This window comes from Cupriavidus nantongensis (genome assembly GCF_001598055.1).
Classification (GTDB): Bacteria; Pseudomonadota; Gammaproteobacteria; order Burkholderiales; family Burkholderiaceae; genus Cupriavidus; species Cupriavidus nantongensis.
The window spans coordinates 3,842,487-3,856,746 of record NZ_CP014844.1 but is presented as its reverse complement, the minus strand read 5'-3'; the positions used below and the strand labels follow the sequence as shown (position 1 = coordinate 3,856,746).

22 protein-coding genes are annotated in these 14,260 nt (G+C 63.9%); all 22 read right to left on the bottom strand.

From position 1 onward, the window contains the following. Positions 1-54: 54 nt before the first annotated feature. The 22 genes from A2G96_RS17810 to A2G96_RS17705 all read right to left on the bottom strand — a co-directional run bounded on the left by A2G96_RS17810 (position 55) and on the right by A2G96_RS17705 (position 14,240). Positions 55-882: a capsid assembly protein gene (locus A2G96_RS17810; RefSeq protein ID WP_150124169.1), complete on the bottom strand. Its 828-nt coding sequence runs from the start codon at positions 880-882 to the stop codon at positions 55-57. After that, on the bottom strand, positions 879-2,390 hold the full coding sequence (locus tag A2G96_RS17805; protein ID WP_257731960.1) for a portal protein: 1,512 nt from the start codon (positions 2,388-2,390) through the stop codon (positions 879-881). The genes A2G96_RS17810 and A2G96_RS17805 overlap by 4 nt, the downstream gene beginning before the upstream one ends. A gap of 517 nt (positions 2,391-2,907) precedes the next feature. Then, on the bottom strand, positions 2,908-3,141 hold the full coding sequence (locus tag A2G96_RS17795; protein ID WP_062801408.1) for a hypothetical protein: 234 nt from the start codon (positions 3,139-3,141) through the stop codon (positions 2,908-2,910). Between the two features lie 25 nt (positions 3,142-3,166). Then, a complete protein-coding gene (locus A2G96_RS17790; protein ID WP_062801407.1) occupies positions 3,167-3,688 on the bottom strand; it encodes a hypothetical protein in 522 nt (173 codons plus the stop codon). Further along, on the bottom strand, positions 3,685-4,239 hold the full coding sequence (locus A2G96_RS17785) for a deoxynucleotide monophosphate kinase family protein (protein WP_062801406.1): 555 nt from the start codon (positions 4,237-4,239) through the stop codon (positions 3,685-3,687). Before A2G96_RS17785 ends, A2G96_RS17790 begins: the two co-directional genes overlap by 4 nt. Next, positions 4,217-5,008 carry a hypothetical protein gene (locus A2G96_RS17780; protein WP_062801405.1) on the bottom strand — a complete coding sequence of 264 codons (792 nt, stop codon included), beginning with the start codon at positions 5,006-5,008 and terminating at the stop codon, positions 4,217-4,219. The genes A2G96_RS17785 and A2G96_RS17780 overlap by 23 nt, the downstream gene beginning before the upstream one ends. 103 nt (positions 5,009-5,111) lie before the next feature. Then, positions 5,112-5,348 (bottom strand): hypothetical protein, encoded by a 237-nt coding sequence (locus A2G96_RS17775; protein ID WP_062801404.1) that lies wholly within the window; start codon positions 5,346-5,348, stop codon positions 5,112-5,114. After that, the gene (locus A2G96_RS17770; RefSeq protein ID WP_062801403.1) at positions 5,335-7,251 is read right to left on the bottom strand and encodes a DNA polymerase; all 1,917 of its coding nucleotides are present in this window, start codon (positions 7,249-7,251) and stop codon (positions 5,335-5,337) included. The genes A2G96_RS17775 and A2G96_RS17770 overlap by 14 nt, the downstream gene beginning before the upstream one ends. Next, complete coding sequence (locus A2G96_RS33750; protein ID WP_154676089.1) at positions 7,238-7,414, bottom strand: hypothetical protein; 177 nt, start codon at positions 7,412-7,414, stop codon at positions 7,238-7,240. Before A2G96_RS33750 ends, A2G96_RS17770 begins: the two co-directional genes overlap by 14 nt. Beyond that, complete coding sequence (locus tag A2G96_RS17765; RefSeq protein WP_062801402.1) at positions 7,411-7,740, bottom strand: hypothetical protein; 330 nt, start codon at positions 7,738-7,740, stop codon at positions 7,411-7,413. The genes A2G96_RS33750 and A2G96_RS17765 overlap by 4 nt, the downstream gene beginning before the upstream one ends. Then, positions 7,721-9,388 (bottom strand): DnaB-like helicase C-terminal domain-containing protein, encoded by a 1,668-nt coding sequence (locus A2G96_RS17760; protein WP_082818999.1) that lies wholly within the window; start codon positions 9,386-9,388, stop codon positions 7,721-7,723. The genes A2G96_RS17765 and A2G96_RS17760 overlap by 20 nt, the downstream gene beginning before the upstream one ends. Continuing rightward, positions 9,388-9,549, bottom strand: coding sequence for a hypothetical protein (locus tag A2G96_RS33745; RefSeq protein ID WP_154676088.1), 162 nt, complete (start codon positions 9,547-9,549; stop codon positions 9,388-9,390). The genes A2G96_RS17760 and A2G96_RS33745 overlap by 1 nt, the downstream gene beginning before the upstream one ends. A 142-nt stretch (positions 9,550-9,691) precedes the next feature. Beyond that, positions 9,692-9,988 carry a hypothetical protein gene (locus A2G96_RS17755; RefSeq protein ID WP_062801400.1) on the bottom strand — a complete coding sequence of 99 codons (297 nt, stop codon included), beginning with the start codon at positions 9,986-9,988 and terminating at the stop codon, positions 9,692-9,694. Between the two features lies 1 nt (position 9,989). Continuing rightward, a complete protein-coding gene (locus A2G96_RS17750; RefSeq protein WP_062801399.1) occupies positions 9,990-10,679 on the bottom strand; it encodes a hypothetical protein in 690 nt (229 codons plus the stop codon). Positions 10,680-10,683: 4 nt separating this feature from the next. Then, positions 10,684-11,022: a DUF4884 domain-containing protein gene (locus tag A2G96_RS17745; protein WP_062801398.1), complete on the bottom strand. Its 339-nt coding sequence runs from the start codon at positions 11,020-11,022 to the stop codon at positions 10,684-10,686. Between the two features lie 3 nt (positions 11,023-11,025). Further along, the gene (locus A2G96_RS17740; protein ID WP_062801397.1) at positions 11,026-11,268 is read right to left on the bottom strand and encodes a hypothetical protein; all 243 of its coding nucleotides are present in this window, start codon (positions 11,266-11,268) and stop codon (positions 11,026-11,028) included. Continuing rightward, the gene (locus A2G96_RS17735) at positions 11,265-11,471 is read right to left on the bottom strand and encodes a hypothetical protein (RefSeq protein WP_062801396.1); all 207 of its coding nucleotides are present in this window, start codon (positions 11,469-11,471) and stop codon (positions 11,265-11,267) included. The genes A2G96_RS17740 and A2G96_RS17735 overlap by 4 nt, the downstream gene beginning before the upstream one ends. Before the next feature lie 178 nt (positions 11,472-11,649). Beyond that, entirely contained in the window at positions 11,650-11,898 is a 249-nt protein-coding gene (locus tag A2G96_RS17725; RefSeq protein WP_062801394.1) for a helix-turn-helix domain-containing protein, read from the bottom strand. A gap of 58 nt (positions 11,899-11,956) precedes the next feature. Beyond that, positions 11,957-12,148 carry a hypothetical protein gene (locus A2G96_RS17720; protein WP_062801393.1) on the bottom strand — a complete coding sequence of 64 codons (192 nt, stop codon included), beginning with the start codon at positions 12,146-12,148 and terminating at the stop codon, positions 11,957-11,959. Then, a complete protein-coding gene (locus A2G96_RS17715; protein ID WP_167354375.1) occupies positions 12,145-12,534 on the bottom strand; it encodes a RusA family crossover junction endodeoxyribonuclease in 390 nt (129 codons plus the stop codon). The genes A2G96_RS17720 and A2G96_RS17715 overlap by 4 nt, the downstream gene beginning before the upstream one ends. A gap of 13 nt (positions 12,535-12,547) precedes the next feature. Next, complete coding sequence (locus A2G96_RS17710; protein WP_062801391.1) at positions 12,548-13,150, bottom strand: ssDNA-binding protein; 603 nt, start codon at positions 13,148-13,150, stop codon at positions 12,548-12,550. A 64-nt stretch (positions 13,151-13,214) separates the two neighbouring features. Then, a complete protein-coding gene (locus tag A2G96_RS17705) occupies positions 13,215-14,240 on the bottom strand; it encodes a hypothetical protein (protein ID WP_062801390.1) in 1,026 nt (341 codons plus the stop codon). Positions 14,241-14,260: the final 20 nt, after the last annotated feature.

Sequence of the window (14,260 nt, the reverse complement as noted above, 5' to 3'; positions counted from 1 at the left end):
CAGGCGTCCTTTGGGAATCGGAGCGGACCTGGGGATGGAGGGAGGGGGTGAGGCTTAGTACGTCGAGATGCGCAGGCGGGACTCGACCTCGTTGCGGTACGCTTCGGAGGTGCGGTAGCGCGGATCAGCCATCGCACGCGTGACCTCGGACTGGTCGCGGAACGGTTGCAGGGCTTGGGTGCCACTGGCGCCGCTCGGGACGTGCAGGCTCGGATCACGCGAGGCGCCGGCCTTCTGCATCAGCAGCGCCACAGCGTCGCTTGCATTCGGTCCGTTGAACTGCGCGTCGTACCACTGTTGCTGTTCCGGCGTCAGGTTCTTCTGACCCCAGGCCACCGCGGCCTCGAACGCCTCTTGGCCGCCAGCGGCCTTGAAGAGGTTCGCGGTCGCTTCACGCGCCAGGGCAGCTTGGCCCGCCTTGAACTGCGCGACCATGCCGTCCACGTCCTCGCCCTTGACGTTCAGCGCTTTGGCGAGGCCATCGCGGAACTTCGGGTCGAGGGTTTCGGCATTGAACGCTTGGGCGAACGAGCCGTCCTCGAACATCTTGGCGAAGTCGGGTGCAGCCTCGACGGGTTCGTCGGTCGGCTTGTCGCCTTCCTTGTTCTCGTCGGCGGGCTTGTCGCCCTCGGGCTTGACTTCAGTGTTCTCGGGCGGCGTACCGTCGCCTTCCTTCTTCTCGGTCTCGGCAGGTGCGGCAGGCGGAGTTGCGCCATTGGGCGGCTCCGTGTTTCCTGCGTTCGGCACTTGGCCGTCGGCCTTCGCCACCATCGCGGCGTTGTACTCCGGGGAGTCAGGGACCAGGGCGGGGGGCGTTGCCACCACCACTACTTCAGGTGCGCCACTTACGGGCGCGGCAGGCGTTCCATTGGGAGTCGTCATGCGGGTTGCATTGCGGCGGAGGCCATCGGGCCAGCGGCTCGTTGAGCCATCTGGGAGACCATCTCCGCCTGTTGTCGTTGGGCTTGTTCCTTCGCCACCTCATCCGAGGACTTGATGGACTGCGGGAACCCGAGGGCAGCAGCGGCGGGCGTCAGGATCGTGTCGAACTTGACGTAGCCAGCGGCTTCTTCTTGGAAGGCTTGAGGCGTTTCGTTCAGCAGGCTGAAGAAGGACCGGACCCGCTTGATCTTGGCGTCCTTGCCGAGGGCCGCGAGACCCGTCGTGACGGTGATCTCGGTGTCCCCGTCGCCAATCGGCGGGAGCTCCTTGCGGGACTTCATGATCGCCATGAGCTTCTCCAGGCGCCATCCCATCATCTCGGGGCCTAGGTACGAGTAGACGCCGCCGAGACTCTGTTCGATCTCGGTGACCAGCATCTCCAGTTCGTAGGCCGTCACGCGCTCGGCGTCTCGCCGCAAGTCGTTCGTCAGGAGGAAGGCGACCGAGAGGTCCCGCTTCAGGTCCTGCTTCTCGACGTTCAGCGATTGCATCGCGTTCGCGTTGTTGAACTGGAACGGTTGGATGTCCCCGTTCTGGCCGCCGTTGCCGGACAGCACAGCGCCGTTGCGGGCCTCAGCGATCCGCTTGCGCAGGTTGCCGCCGGCCGCATTGGGCTTCACGAAGATTAGGTTCCGCGCCGCGATGGCGCCGGATTCCAGGAGATGCTGCGACGTCTTGTCGAGCGCCAGGAGGTCCGCGTAGTTCGCCTCGACGTGCGAGCGGCCATAGGTCTCGCCGGGGACGAGCTCCCAGGCAATCGCGTTGGCCGGCATGATGCCTTGGTGAACCTTGTGGGGCATGATGGTCACGTCGTCCAGGTCTTGCTGGACAGCGTAGAACCCCTCGCGGATGTACTCGAATCGGGTGTAGAGGATCACGTCCTCGTCTTCCTTCTTCGCGGTCCGCGTGCGGAGGTCTTGGCTCAGGCCCCGGGCCTTCAGCTTCTCCGCCGTGACGATCTCCAGGACCTTGCCCGTGAAGTCGCGGACGCAGACGAACTGGTCCAGGCGGTACAGCTTCAGCTTTCCATCCGGCTGGATGTACTCGACCACGTTACCCGCCACGATGCAGTGCAGGAGCGAGGTGAACGTGGACCGGCGCCAGGACAGCGCCTCGATCTTGGTGTTCATCAGTTGCTCGCACTGAGCGAGCCCCTTGATGATGTCCGGGGGAGGCGACAGGACGCCCTCGCGCATCAGGAGCCCCACGCTGACGTTGATGTCGAACGCTGAGTCTCCCGGCGGGAGGAACGCCATCATGAGCTTCGAGGCGAGATTGGTTGCCCCTCGGTAGCCGAAGGACGTATGGGTCTGCGGGAGAGCGTTCGCCGGGGTCTGGCCCGGCATCGGGCAAATCGCAGGGACCGTGAGCGCGGCACAGGCTTGTGCCCGTCGCAGGGGCATATCCCGTTCCGGGGATAGCTCCTGGTATCGGTCCTGTAGCTTCACAGGTTCACGCCTACTCCATTGGTGGAGGTCGAGGGGGCGGCGGACGGGCCAGCCGTCAGGTAGCGGCGCTGGAGCGCCTTCTTCTGTACGGCGGTCGCCGGGCTGTCCTCTTGACCGAAGACGGCGATGGGGGCCGGAGCGTCAGGCTGCGGGGCCTGGGGCGTCGGTTGTTTATTGGGCTTGGACATCGAGGTGGAAGTGGGAGGTGAGACGTTGGAACCCCAAGCGCCTCAGATACCCACGGTGTTCCGGCAGTGGGTCGGCCACGACTTCGTGGACTCCGAGGCCACGGGCGACAGCGTTAAGTCGTCGCAGGACCATCGGTGTGACCCATCGCCCTCGGACGTCCGGTCGAGCGTGGACATGGAGGGCGGCTCGATTACCCATAGGCTCGAACCAAACCGCAGCACTAATGCCGCCTCCATCGTGGAAAGCGCATATCGCACACTGGCCCAATAGATCGACAGTCCAGTCACCCACACATGGGTAACCAGTCCGACGAAGGAACTCAAAGAGTTCATAGGCGAGTGGGGGAGTTGCGCTCGTCCAGGGCGTCCGCGAGCTCATCGAGGGACTTAGCTCCCTCGTGGATACCAGCGAGTTCATGGGCGGCTTGGTACTGTTGGGCCTCCACCAGGGTCTTGAAGTCCTGGAGGGGGAAGAGGAATCGGATGTACTCAGCGGCGATCCTGAGGTCCTTGGACGAGGGGCAATCCATGGGGATTCCTTCCTCGTCTATCTTAAGGAGCATAGGGTCGGCACTAACATGTACGTATTTACTCGGAGCCTTTCCCGAGAGACCGATACCAGACTTGAAGCCCTTCCAGGCGAGCCGAATTGCGTTGGCAAATCGCATAGTTTTGCTCCATCGTCAGGATCAAATCCGCCACCGAGTAATCGGCTGCATCGGCTCCGGCGGCTCCGCCAGGGACGGCGGGATCGGAGGGAAGTCGCGCACTACCTGCGGCTTCGTCGTGCAGCCTTGCGATGTCAGCAGACAGGCGAGTGACGCGGAGATCACTAGCAGCCAGGCGAGACTTGAGGTCGGCTTGGATTCGGAGGTGCTCATATTCGGAAACCTTCAGTGAAGCGCGTAGGCGGGCCTCGGCGTCCGCGCTTGCGGCAGCGTCATCGGCGCGGGCCTGAGCCAGGGCGGTAGCGGCTGCGGATTCTGCGGCGGCCCGGCCAGCGTCGTAGCCTGAGTCATAGACATGGGATCGGTAGACGAGCCCGCCCGTCAGGACCAGGACCGCCGCGAGGCAGTACCAGACCCATCGGGGCAGGGTGAGGTTGGTCATCGGATGTCTTGGTAGACGCGGGTGACGGCGTGCTGGAACGAGTCCAGGGAGCCGTCGTTCAGGATGCGGAAGTCGAAGGGTTGAGCCGTGACGCCGGCCTCCGACACGTGTGCCGCCACCACGAGCGCATCCGGACGGACGACGTGAATGATCGTGCCGCCCATCGCCCGGATCAGGTCCGCCTCGTTGTCGAAGCGCACGTCCGTGATGACGGTCGGCACGCCCTCTTCGGCGTTGTCCAGGATGCGGGCGCGGCACTGTTCCAGCCAGATGTTCTTGGCGAGGGTGTGCCGGCCCCACTCGGTCCCGAGGGTCTGCATGGCGTATCGCGGCGACACGCCGCAGAGGCGCGGATGCGGCGACTCCTTGATCGGGTCCATCTCTTCGACGGTGATCCCGCACAGGCCGGCCACGAACTCGCGGATCGGTCGGGCGAAGGAGTCCTTGCGATACCCGTGCCAGTCGATGAGGACCTGGGCGGCGGTGTCCTTGCCCGAACGAGCTCGACCGGCGAGGCCGATCAGGGGCTTACGCAGCTTTTTCGTCTGCATTGAAACTCACGGATTTGACGCCGGGGATGTCGTACTTCACATCGCCGGTCGCCGGGTTGTAGTCGCCAGGGCGCAGGATGCGGGCCATGACAGCGTTGACGCGGAAGTCGTGGACGGTCTGGGTGATGTCCTTGTACTTGCCCTTCTTGGGCGCCAGGAACTTCTCGCGGGCGGCCACGGCCATCTCCTTGATGCCCGAGCATTCGTTGAGAATGTCCTCGGCGGCCTTTGGTCCGCAACCGATGCAACCCTTGAAGCCGTCGGTCGCGTCGCCCATGAGGGTCTGGTACATCCACTGCCAGTCCGCGCGGGCCGGCGAGATGATTCCCTTCTCCTTCTTGCCGGGATTCACGAGGCGGCCAGGGACCGTCTTCATGTCCTTATCGGACGAGACGATGACGAACCCATCGCCGCTCATGCAGCCCATGACGTCATCGGCCTCCAGGCCGGGGAACTCGGTGCAGTCCATGTTGGTCTTCACCCATTCCTCCAGTTGCCAGAAGACGTCCGGCTTTTCGCTGCGCCCGCCCTTGTACTGCGGGTAGATGCCTCGACGGAACAACGTGCGGTTCGTCGGGCTGAGGCAGAACGTGAACTCGTCTGCCAGGGCCAAGTCCATCCACGAATCCAACATGCGCTTCAGGGCGTCCACCGCTTCTTCGAGAGTCGGGGGACGATCCACGATCGTCTCCGATTCCCAATCGGTGTCTTCCACTTTGATGACGCACGCTTTGTAGATGGCCTCGTCCCCGTCGATCAGGGCGAGCATCAGGCGGCCAGCTTCCCGAACGCCCAGATGTACACAGTGACGCCGGCAGCGAGGCAGCTACCGAACATCAGGCCCAGGACCCAGGCCACTGCGATGTCGTCCTTCATGCCGGCTTGATCTCCAGGTCCACCCCGCAGCGCTCCGCGAGTCCCCGGATTTCATCGGCCAGCAGGCGCTCGCCCAGGGCGATGCCCGAGTCCAGCGTGTCGTTGAAGTTGCCGCCGTCGTCGGCGTTCTCGTGGGCGTTCTCCAGTTCGTCCGGCTCGCACTCTTCGTGGTGCAACAGGAGGACGGCGAGTCCCGCCAGGAACTTGGCCGCAGCCAGTTCAGTGTGTTTCATGCCAGTTGTTCCCAATGTCATACGCGCCGTCGAGACGGCAGCGGAAGTTGAAGTGCTCACCAGCTTGGGTGATGGCTTGTTGGAAGATTTGCCCGGCCTGCTCCGCGAGGTGCGGCAGGACCTCCTGCTGAACTTCGTCGTGGACGTTGGCGAGATAGCCGAACTCGACGCCATGCCTCCAGCCGAGTGCAGTCACGCGGTCGTGATAGATGCACAGGGCCTTCTTCATGATGATTGCGCCGGTCCCTTGCAGCAGGGAGTTCAGGGCAGCGTGCTGCGAGCGGACGCGGATGCGACGCCCGTCGATTCCCTTGACGTAGCCGCGCTCCTTGGCCGCCTTCTTGATGGCGTCGATGAGCTTCCCGAAGCCGACCATCCCGCCCACGAGCTTCTCGCGGACGATCTTGCCGATGACCTTCGCGGGTCGCGGCTTGCCTGTCGCTTTCGTCCAGGCCCAGGTCGGCCACTCGTAGATCGGCTTGCCGGTGGCACGCCACGCGTTCAGCCAAATCTCGCCCAGGTTCGGGTCGCCCGAGCCGTACATCGCCGCGTACAGCAGCGTCTTGGCCGAGTCGCGGTCCGGTAGCTCGGTCGAGTCCCGGTTCATCGAGTGCGCATCGGTGCCTTTGGACTTGTCGCCCTCCAGCAGCGCCACCACCAGCCGGCCCTTGTCGAACGGGCACAGGTAGTGCGCGAGCACGCGGAGCTCCAGGCCCTCGGCGTCGCAGCCCACCATCACGTAGCCCACGCCAGGAATCCACAGGGCACGCATACGCGCGTCCTTGTCGATGTTGGCGGAGTTCGGCATCCGGTGAGTCATGCGGCCCGTCACGGCGCCGTTAGAGTTCACGTAGCCATGCACGCGGTCGTTCTCGTCGGCGTGGTGAATCCATCCGCCGCCCACGAGCTTCTCGCCCTTCTTCTTCGGAGGCGATGCGACCTGGGTCCACATCTTGTCCACCCGCGCGTACTTGATGAGCGGCTGGACCTCCGGGAAGTCGAGCTTCTTGAGAATCTTCTCGGTTACGTTCGGGTTGCCGGCCTCGGTCAGAGGGAACCGGAAGCCGTACTTGCGGAACAGGCGACGGTCGATGTGATACTCGGAGCCGGGATTGAACTCCTGGAGCGTGACCTCGGTGTACTCCGCGCCCTTGGTGTACTCCCAGACGCGGCCTTGCTTGTCCTTGTACTTGCGCGTGACCTTGGGTTGCTTCAGGCCGGCGCTCACGTAGATCGGCGGGAAGACCCGCTGCATCTCCGCGAGATAGCCTTCGCGCTCTTCCCACAGTTGCGCCGCGAGCTCGATGGCCTCCTTCATGTTCAGCGGGAAGCCGTTCTCCATCTGGAGGTCGATCAGGTACGCGACGTAGTGTTCCAGCAGGGCGCTCTCGCCCCAGGACAGGACGGGCTTGAGCTTCAGGAACAGGGCATTCGTGACCGCGATGTCTTGTGCGTTATACGAACGCATCGCTTCCGAGTACCTGTCCCACTCGTTGTGGGAGCCCTTAAGAATTCCGAGTTCGACCCCATAGGATTCCAGGCTATGACCACCGGGCCGCTCAGGGTTACGGAGCCGACCCAGGACCATGGTGTCCCACAGTTGAGTCCACGGAATGTCCAGTCCAGAAACCTTGCGGATCGCCTTGAGGTCGAAGCCGATCCCGTTGTGCGCGACGAACTTGCCGCCACGGTCTCGGTGTTTGCGGAGGCGCTCAATGCCCTCGGCAACCGAAGGGTAGGCCGGGTCATGATCGGTGTAGGTGATGATGTCATCGGAGCCGACGACGCCAATCGCCATCACCCAGATACGCGTGAGCTCCTTCAGGAACCCATCGGTCTCCAGGTCAAACGAGAGGATGTCGTCTACGTGGTCTTCACGGTGCCACTGGTCAGGGTGCGACACGAATCACGACCTCGACCATCTTCGGGGTGCGGCCAGCGGCAACACATGCCTTCACAGCGGACTCTGCCGCCGCTCGGATTTTCGGGAGCACGTCGCCCCCGTCAGTGAATCGGAAGGAGGCGTAGGCCACCTTCGGGTCCACGTAGACTTCATCGGTCTTCATTTCCGGTCTGCGAGTTGTCGATAGAACGCGGCGACCCGCTCCATTTCCAGGAGGGTTGCGTTCTTCTTGAGTTCGTTGGCCCGCCACGAGACCACGATGACGTTGCCAGGGACGTAGCCCTTGCGCGAGTCGATGCGATCTAGTGACGGGGAGTTCGGGCCAGCGCGGCCCTTGGAGGGGATAAGCCGCAGCCCCAGGACGGGACAGCGGTCGGGGACATAGATGTCCGCCAGGGTCAGCGTGTGGCGTAGGCCGCCACGTTTGGCACGGTATCGAGAGGACTTCAGCAGCAGGCGAGCAATGCCGTCAGAACGGCACGTCGTCATCGTCCTCCGGGCACTCCATCGGGTCCGGCTCCACGAAGGGAGTCAGCCGTCCGGTGACGGTGTCGTACTTCACCTTGTCGGCGGGGCCAGTCTTGCCGCCACGTCGGACCTTCAGGACGCGCAGTTGCGCCACGTCCCGCTCGGCCTCGTTCTCGGCTTGTTGGTTCCGCTCCTTGGCGATGATGACGTCAGGGATTTGCTTGATGGAGCCCGACCCCTTCAGGTCGTCCAGGCTAATCTGTCCGCCTTCCTCCGCCGCCTTGGCGCCAGTGGGCGTCTTGCGGAGGTGCGAGATGCAGACGATGGAACAGCCGGTGCGCTCGATCAGGGACCGCAGGTTGACCATCAGCGCATCGACGCCCTCCAGGTCGAGGCCCGTCGCGGCGATGGTGATGTGGTCCAGGAACAGGAGCCGCGCCCCGTTGGCCGCCATGAACTCCAGCTTCGCAATGAGCGAGTCGGAATCCATCGCCCCGAAGTGGTCGTAAGCCTGGTACAGGCCCGGCGGTGCGAAGAGCTTGGCGTGGCTCGCGGCCCACTGAGCGTCGGTGAGAATCTCCGGGTTGTCCTCCAGGTCCTCAGCCAGCACGTTGTGGTCCAGGGCCACGAGGTACTTCGCCGTGTCCTCGACGCTTTCCTCCAGGAAGACAGCGCCGCACGGCATACCTTCGCAGAGGGCGGCGTACATCCACTCACGAGCGTCCGTGGACTTCCCGACGCCGGTCCCTGCGGTAATCATCCACAGTTGCCGGGGCCGGATACCTCGGGTCATCTCATTGAGCTTCGGGTAGGGCGTCTGCCAGCCCGGCGCAGCCTTCGCCTTCAGGCGCTCGACGGTCAACTGCTCGCCGCCGATGACACCATCCGGTCGGTAGGTCTGCGCGTCGAAGATGCACTTGACAACCGCAGCCGGCCCCCGCTCCCTCAGGAGATCGTTGGCGTCCTTGAGATCGTCTGGAGTCACGATCACCTTGCACTTGCCAGGAGGCAGCAGCAGGGCGCATTCCTCCACGGCCTTGCGGCCCGGCTCGTCGTTGTCGAACCAGAGGATGATCTCGTTGTAGCCCCGGAGGAACTCCAGGCTCTTGGTGATCGCCTTCGCCGCGCCCTGGGCGCCGTTCGGGATGGAGACAGTGGGCCACTTGAGTGCCTGCGCCTGGGCCACCGACAGGCAGTCGATCTCGCCCTCGGTGATGACGATCTTGTTCCCCTTCGCCGGCCACAGGTGCTGCCCGAACAGGCCGGCCTTCTTCAGGTCGCCTAGTACCGCGAAGTCCTTGTCCGGGGTCCGTAGCTTTTGGGCGACGGGGGCACCCGTGGCGTCACAATAGGTGGCGATTTGAACGGGTTCTCCGTCTCGATCACGACCCACCGAATATCCGAATCGTCGACAAGTTTCCGCAGTGAGGGCACGCTTGTTAAGGTCGCGGTACTCACCAACAGGTAGAAGGTCTTTGTGGGGCTTTCGTTCCGGCGCAGGGCGGCCAGTGCCTTCACCAGTTGGTCCTTCGTATCGGTCGTCATCGGAGCATCCCGCGAAACAGTAGGAGTGGCCGTCATCGTAGACAGCCCGGCCATCACTGGACCCGCACTTATCGCACGGACCCTTGTGCAGCAGGACTGACTCGGTGTCGTGCGTGGCGCCCATCAGCGGCGACCCTTCGGGCGGGCGTTCAGCAGGACCTGGAGCTCGTCCAGCGTCACGATGCTGCGCTGGCCTCGGCCACGGAGGTCGTAGCGACCGTCGTCACGCTTGCCGGCGAAGTAGCCACGGAACTTGAGGGTGACGGTGTAGTTTTGCTTTGCCATAGATGCTCGAATCCTTGAAAGAACTTGGCGAACTCGGCGTTCGCCTCGGTGTAAATGCGAGAGGCCAGGGAATCGTCCCCGGCCTCCAGTGCGCGATAGAGATCGCTATTGCGGGACACGATGGTGTCCCTGTAGCGGAGCGTCATTCCACGATGTACCGCTTGGAGTCCACGCAGTAGAACCAGACGTCTCGATACTTCCCGAGCGCCCTGAAGCCGCACATGTCACGGCTATCCGCTGCCTTGAAGTACCGGACAGGGCGCCCGGTCGTCTCCGAAGGGATGCTTATGTTGGCGCCGCGCTCGCGCATGAGCCGATTCAGTTCGTGCCACTCGAACGGCTCGACCACAATGTGGCTAGGGACATCGCCGCGACGATTTGCGTCTGCGATGGTGGCGTCGATCTGCGCCAGCAGTCCTGGGCTTGTGAATAGCTTCATGTCACCACCCGTAGGCTGCGTCGGTCAGGTAGACCTGGGCGTTGGATCGAATCTCGTTCTCGACCTTGTGCTTCGAGTAGCGAGTCATGCGGATGAACCAGCGGAAGCCGCGATGCTTCGCCGGCATCCCGCGATGCCAGGAGTGGACGTTGAACTCCGCGATCTGGCCGGACTTCACCTGGATGCGCTCGCCGGGGGCGTAGGTGTCCAGCAGCCGGTCGGCGGTCTTGTAGAAGTTGGCGCCGTCTTCGGCCCACTTGCGCTCGATGTAGCGCCGGGAGAGCTCGACGTCGCCCACCAGGAATTCGGTGAGAGACTCGGTGCCGCAATCGACCACGCACAGGAGGTGCTCGGTCTCGTAGTGCGGCGTGAAGATGTTCGGCTGGCCGCCGCAGTACGCCGGGGAGCGAGGCGCGTCGTCGGTGTGCCAGCCGGGAATGCAGGGGTACATCCCAGGCATCAGCATGTGGTGCCGGGAGTCGATGATGACGTTCGAGATGTCGCCCCAGATTTCCTCTGCTTCGCGGAGGAACTCATGGGTCAGTAGGCCACCTTCCCGTCGGGCGAAGTCCAAGTCCGCCCGGAAGAACATCGGCTCGGCCTTGATGACGTCGGGGAAGGGTTGATCTTCCAGTGGCGAGTGGTGCAGCTTCAGGCCGCTATAGTGCAGAAGGTTGTCAGCGTTTCGCATGGGATCAGTTCGTGATGGGGGATTCCACCGTCCGGCTACAGTTCTTGCCGCAGGATTCGGTGCGAGTGTTGGAGGTCGTGGTGGAGGCGTTGGGGCAGCGCGTGAAGTACTGGTAGCGGTCGCCGTTGTGAAACTGGTAGACCGTGCAGCCGTCCGGTGACTTCGAGTAGACGCGCGGGACTCGCCGCTCGGCCTCCGCCTTGGCCTCAGCAGCGATGCGCTCCTGGTTCCATTCGGAGTTGTGGCACTTGGCGATTCCCGTGACGATGCCGAAGATCAGGGCGATCCAGAAAATCCACTTCATCGCAGTCCACCACCAGGTGTCGTCGTAGATTTCGTACACGGCTCAGTCCCACTTCAGTTCGGGGTTGTTCCGCTTGGCCTGCCGACGTGCGCGGCGGTAGCGCATCTCGGCCAGCATCTCCTGGTACGTATCGCGCGGGCCAGGGACTCCGCGGCACTCGTCGCGCACCGTCTCACATGCCTGCTCGATCAGGAGGATCAGCAGCGCGGGCGGGAACAGCGCATAGCACGCGAGGGTGCACAGGGCGGCCAGGGGGCCGTCTTTGCGCTTCTGGTAGAGCTTCATGCTTTGGCTCCCTTGACCGTCTTCACGACGGTGGATTGCTCGTAGACGAAGACGTCAGCGTGGACGTGGTAGGTCTCGGTCGGATTGCGGCGGGCGAATGCCTTCGCCACGCACGTTGCCGGTGCCTGCGAGTGGTACGTCTTGCTGACGGCCTTGCCAGTGGCGCTGTGGATGGCGGTGTACTCGGTGACGATGCGGGTCATTGCTTCTTCACCCAGATGATGTGGTAGCCGTCTTCGTGACGGGGATGCGCTTCCGGGAAGTCCCACCCACAGCACGCCACGTCATTGCACGTGTACGTACCGAGTAGGTGACAGCCCTCGCAGGATTCGGATGAGCCCTTCACGGGCTCGAAGTCGGGGTGCTCGGTTCGGAGGTCCATCACTTCTCCAGGCTGTAGCGCACGTAGCGCTGGCCGGTCGTGTCCTTGCGGAAGTCCTTGCGGACCTTGTGGCCGGCGTCCTTCAGTTCGGTGATGCGGCGCGACAGCGAGCGCACGCGATGCACGGCGTTCGCTTCGACGTTGGTGATCGACCCCACGCTTTGCAGGTGCTTCAGCACGAGGCGAGCCTGGGGGGACAGCGGGTCGCGCGGGGCGACGGGGGCAGTGACGGGGAAACGGGGCAGCATGGGGTCTTTCCTTTCAGGGTTCAGGGCATCGGACGGTCGTCCATGGGACGGACGTCGATCACGACACGAGGTCTTTCAGTGCGCTGGCCGTGCGCGAGGCGTGGCCGAAGGTCTTGCGGTGCTCGTTGGCACGCGCCACGAGGTCTGCGGCTTGCTTCAGCTTCTCTTCGGCCTTGGCGGCTTCGCGTTGGGCGAGCTTGTCCAGGGCCTGCGCGAGGCGTTGCAGGAACTTGATGAGGATGGCGATCATTCGGATTCGAGAGGGAAGAGACGACAGGTCTGCGGCAGCATCCGGCACAGTTGGAACTTCATGTGCGGGACTTCGCCGGCTTCGGGGAACCGCTTGGACAGCACGAGGCGGATGATCTGGCGGTCGTCGCCGTACCAGCCTTCCTTGGTGAGCACGTCCATGACGCCCTTGGCGAGGTTGTCCAGGTCGCCCGCAGGCGTGGTGAACTTCGACTTCGCAATGGGCTTGCAGACGAACTCAATGAACATCTTCAGTTCGCCGTCGAGCGGGGGTTCATCGGTCTGCGGGAGGGCGGCTGCGACTTCCTTGCAGAACGCGGTGTACGACGCGGGCATGTAGGCCCGGTTCTGGAACACGCGAGGACGCGGCGCCGGCAGGGGCACCACGTCCAGGCGGACCTCAGAAGTCCGAGTCGTCACCAGCGCCTTGGTTGCCGCCGTTGTCGCCGTCGTCGTCTTCCGAGGTGTCGCTACCTTCGGCGGCGTCGTTCTCGTAGTCGTCCGACTCGTCCTCGAAGCCGAGATCGTGGCCGGCGCGGCGCTCCAGGAGCTTCAGGCCGTTCAGGTACAGCGTGACGCCCTTGTTGGCGCCAGCGTCGTACTCTGCGATGGCGACCGACAGGCGACCGAAGTCACCCGAGCGGGCGGTTTCCTTCAGGTCGGTCTTGCCGTCGGCGGCCTTCTGCGACGGCTTGTTCTGCGACTTGGCCGTGATGACCCAGAAGCCGCGCAGCTTTTCCTTCTTCTCGTTGTCCTCGGCCAGTTCGTCGCCGTCCTTGGCCGGGCGAGCGTCGCTCTTGCCCTTGGCGGCCTTGTGCAGGGAGTTCAGCTTCTTGGCGAACTCGTCGTTCGCCTTGACGCCCTTCTCCAGCAGGATGCCGCACTTGTACTTGCCCTTGCCGTACTCCGAGTTGTCCGGCTTGTCCACCCATGCGTAGATGAGCGTGCCCTTCGGGGTCACGGCCTTCTCGATGATCTTGGACTTCTTCTTTGCGTCAGCCATTTGCTTCCGTTGTGATGTAGAAATGAAAAAGCCCCTCCGAAGAGGGGCCAGGGGATGACGTGGATTACTCCACGATGGTCGTTTCACCGACCAGCGCGGCGTCGCGGACGCCACGGATCGGGGGCAGGACCTCGCCTTCGCGGACCACGAACAGTTGCCCGTTCAGGCGGTTCTTGAGGATGGCGGCGCGGGACGACTTGCCGACGCGCGGGGCCGGCGCGGCGACCGGCTCGGGCTTCACGACCAGCGAGCGGGCGCTGACGTGCTTGTGGCTACCGTTCAGGCGGTAGTTGGTCGAGTGGCGCGGGGTTGCGCCGGTGACGCCGACCTTCGTCAGCATGACCTGGAGACCCTTGGCGCTCACGTTGATGCCCGTGACGTCCTCGTTGGTCGCGGGGCAGTAGAACTTCGTGCCCTTCGCCAGTTCGTCCAGCCAGTTCGGGAAGTCCACGGCACGCTTCGGGGTCGGCGCCGGGGCGGGTGCCGAGGTGACCGAGCCGGACTCGGTGACACGCAGCGGGTTCGGGGCAGTCGGGCCAATCGCCATGACCTTGACGCCGGCGGCGTTGAACACCTGGAGGCCGGGGCCCGACCAGTCGGCGGTGAGCTCCACCTTCACGCGCAGCGTGTCGCCCATCCAGGCGTTGTTGCCACGGAGGTCGAACTGCGACCAGGGGCCGTCACCTTTCGCCTCGACGTAGAAGCCGGCGCGTCCGAGGCCGTTCTTCTCGATCTTCGTGACGGGCGATACCTTACCGTCCGCATTGACGACCTCGAACTTCACGCCGGCATTGAAGGCGGCCACCAGGGCGTCCGCCGACGAGAACGGGAAGGCGGTCTCCACCGGGGCCTTGGCCGGCGCTTCGACTTGATACAGGCGGTACTGCCCGCCGAGCTCGTGCGAGCCGTCCAGGCGGAACTGGTGCCAATGCGTGCTTCCGCCGGTCGTGACCAGGAAGCGTCCACGGCGGGTCGGGTTCAAGGAGATGCCGGTGACGTCCACGCCCTTGTGGTTCGGGGTGTCGGCTTTGAATTTCACGCCCGATTGGAAGGCAGCGATCAGGTCAGCGATGGTCTTGTAGTTCAGCATTTTGAAATGGGCGAAACGCT